The sequence below is a fragment of the Candidatus Chloroploca asiatica genome, assembly GCF_002532075.1.
In the GTDB taxonomy this organism is placed as follows: domain Bacteria; phylum Chloroflexota; class Chloroflexia; order Chloroflexales; family Chloroflexaceae; genus Chloroploca; species Chloroploca asiatica.
In genome coordinates, this window is the sequence record NZ_LYXE01000001.1 from 1 (window position 1) to 1,960 (window position 1,960).

General features: G+C 66.2%; 4 protein-coding genes. All 4 read right to left on the reverse strand.

From position 1 onward, the window contains the following. Window positions 1-14 precede the first annotated feature (14 nt). Window positions 15-284: a hypothetical protein gene (locus tag A9Q02_RS00005; RefSeq protein WP_141508601.1), complete on the reverse strand. Its 270-nt coding sequence runs from the start codon at window positions 282-284 to the stop codon at window positions 15-17. A gap of 521 nt (window positions 285-805) precedes the next feature. Next, window positions 806-1,195 (reverse strand): hypothetical protein, encoded by a 390-nt coding sequence (locus tag A9Q02_RS00010; protein ID WP_097650292.1) that lies wholly within the window; start codon window positions 1,193-1,195, stop codon window positions 806-808. Beyond that, a complete protein-coding gene (locus A9Q02_RS00015; protein WP_097650293.1) occupies window positions 1,192-1,491 on the reverse strand; it encodes a hypothetical protein in 300 nt (99 codons plus the stop codon). The genes A9Q02_RS00010 and A9Q02_RS00015 overlap by 4 nt, the downstream gene beginning before the upstream one ends. Before the next feature lie 208 nt (window positions 1,492-1,699). After that, window positions 1,700-1,960 (reverse strand): hypothetical protein (locus A9Q02_RS00020; RefSeq protein WP_216361415.1); only part of this gene is annotated, 261 nt, incomplete at its 5' end.

The following is a 1,960-nucleotide window of genomic DNA, read 5'->3' on the forward strand; positions in this document are numbered from 1 at the left end:
GGTGGCCGAGCGCCTCACCACCCGACGACGTCGCTTGACGCGGGGATGGGGCGCACGTTGTGGAGTCGGTCGCATAGGGTTCTCCCAGGCAGGTGCTGGCGATAGGCAATGGCCGCGCAGGCGTCGAGAGCCTCCTGGATCGCAGGCTCCAGTGCCTGCGCGAAGGTCAGCGTGCCGCTGATGAGTGGGCGAAGGGTCGTGAGCGGGTTGGCGGCGTCAATGGGCTGCGCCGGGATCGCCTCGAGCAGGGCGATGAGCGCGGCGTTTGATGATAGCGGATGCATATGGGCCTCCGTAGAGATGAAGACCGGGATCAGGGCCACTCCCTTGCCAAGAAGGTGGTTGTTTTGACGCAACGGCGCAACGGCGCACCGTTGTTCATGTCGGTGCGCGAACCATTCGCGCCTTCGCGTGAGCTTCTTTGCCACGGATTGGGATCAGGGCAACGATCCTGATCCCAATCCGTGGCACTGTTCTATCCGGGTGTTCTACCATTTACCGTTGAGGAGGCCGCATGGTCACCCTGAGTACCACGTGGCCCACGGGCCAGTGGTGCCGTGCGCAACCCGTTTGGTGCACCGGCCCGCCCATGTCACCCCGAACGAACGTGAGGGGTCTTCCATGCCGATCAGTGCAGATTCCTCACTGCGCCTGCGGCTCCGTTCGGAATGACCGTGGAGGCGTTGCGATCCGACCATGAGGTTGTGTTGCTGAGGAGCGCAGCGAAGGGTTTCGGGTCTCCGGACGGCACCGATGCTTCGCTGCGCTCAGCATGACAATGCAGCACCTTCAAGCGGACTTGGTGTTACCCCTTCGTCCCGGCCTGCTTGATGAAGTCGACCGTGGCGAGGGTGCGGCCGTCGTGCTGGGTCGTGCCGGTGCGGATCGTGGCCCCGGCGAGGGTGGCGAAGCCCTGGCGGATCAGGTGCTGGCGGATGGTCTCGTGGTCAATCTCGGCGGCCACGAGGAAGCGCTGGCCGTCGACGATCACCAACTTCTCATTCGGGTCGAGGTCTACGGCGACTGGAGCGGGTTCGGTCGTCAGCCCCGCCTCGTCGTCGGGGTTGGCTGCGCTGACGGGCGTTTCGGCAACAGCATCCGGCTCCAACAGCGCGTCGGCCTGCGTGCGGGCGGTCAAGGTCGTCGGGGTCGCGTCGTCGAGCAGGCCGTCAAACATGGTCGCGGGCGTGGTCATGGTTTTTTTCCTTTCTGCGTGAGCTTCGGTGTGGCGGTCGTGGTACGGCGGTGCTGGTCGGCAGCCGTATCTGCGCGGTCGCGCAGAGACTGCCGCAGCGCGGTGCGATACCCCTGGATCAGGGCGCGCAGGTAGGCGCGGCCGTAGATCTCCAGGGCAGCGGGGGCGTCGAGGCCGGGCATGGTCATGCCGATGAAGGCATCGCTCTCGTCGGCCAGGCGCCGCCCGGCCTCAACGCCCATCTCCCAACCCCAGGCGTGGATCGCTTCGGGGGTTGGCGGTGGGATGGTGGACATCTGGGCTCCTTTCATCAGGCGTGGATCGCTTCGGGGGTTGGCGGGGGGATCGTGGACATTTGGTCTCCTTTCTTCCTTCCTTGGTTGGCCGCACCTGCGGCGGCCAGTCGCGTGGTGGTGGCACGTGGCCGTCACCAGTTCATAAGGACAGTGCTGGCACGTGGCCGTCACCAGTTCATAAGGGCAGAGGTTTGCCCGCGGCGTCGCCTCAACGGGCTTCCGTCATCAGCCAGCGCTTGAGGGCGGTGAGTTGCCGACCGATCCCGGCCCCTTCCGGCGCGGTGGTCAGGGACGGCAGGCCGACGAGGGTGCGGGGGTCGCCGAGCGCCTCGCGGTAACGCTTGCCCGCACTGAGGTAGCTATCGGCATACGAGCACCGTGCGCACACCTGCGTGAGCGTGGTGCGCACCTGATCCCGCAGCGCACGGGCGCGTGAGGTGGTCATGCTCCGGTCATACGTGGGGATCGG